We start from the raw sequence: 228 nt of genomic DNA, 5'->3' as shown, positions 1-228 counted from the left end.
ATCAGTTAAATCAAATGGAGGCGTGGAATATCCGCCTCAAACAATTCTTATAAGGGAAAAACGAAACAATGGTTGGTGGAAAATTCAAACTTGGGAAGGCGAGAAGTGGATTAATTTAAATGGTGAGAAAAAGTATGTAGAAAAATCATTCTACACGTACAATGAGCCATCTTTCGTATCTGCGAAAGGAGGAGGAGGCCAAGTCTTTACAGCGCAAGAGGTACCTGT

General features: G+C 39.9%; 1 pseudogene. It reads left to right on the top strand.

The window, feature by feature from the left end:
- Positions 1 to 228, top strand: a pseudogene (locus MR113_RS27950) (C40 family peptidase); the annotation flags it as partial.

The sequence above is a fragment of the Bacillus cereus group sp. BfR-BA-01379 genome, assembly GCF_022663605.1.
GTDB lineage: Bacteria > Bacillota > Bacilli > Bacillales > Bacillaceae_G > Bacillus_A > Bacillus_A mobilis.
The sequence above is the reverse complement of the archived record's forward strand: the minus strand, read 5'-3'. Positions and strand labels throughout refer to the sequence as shown.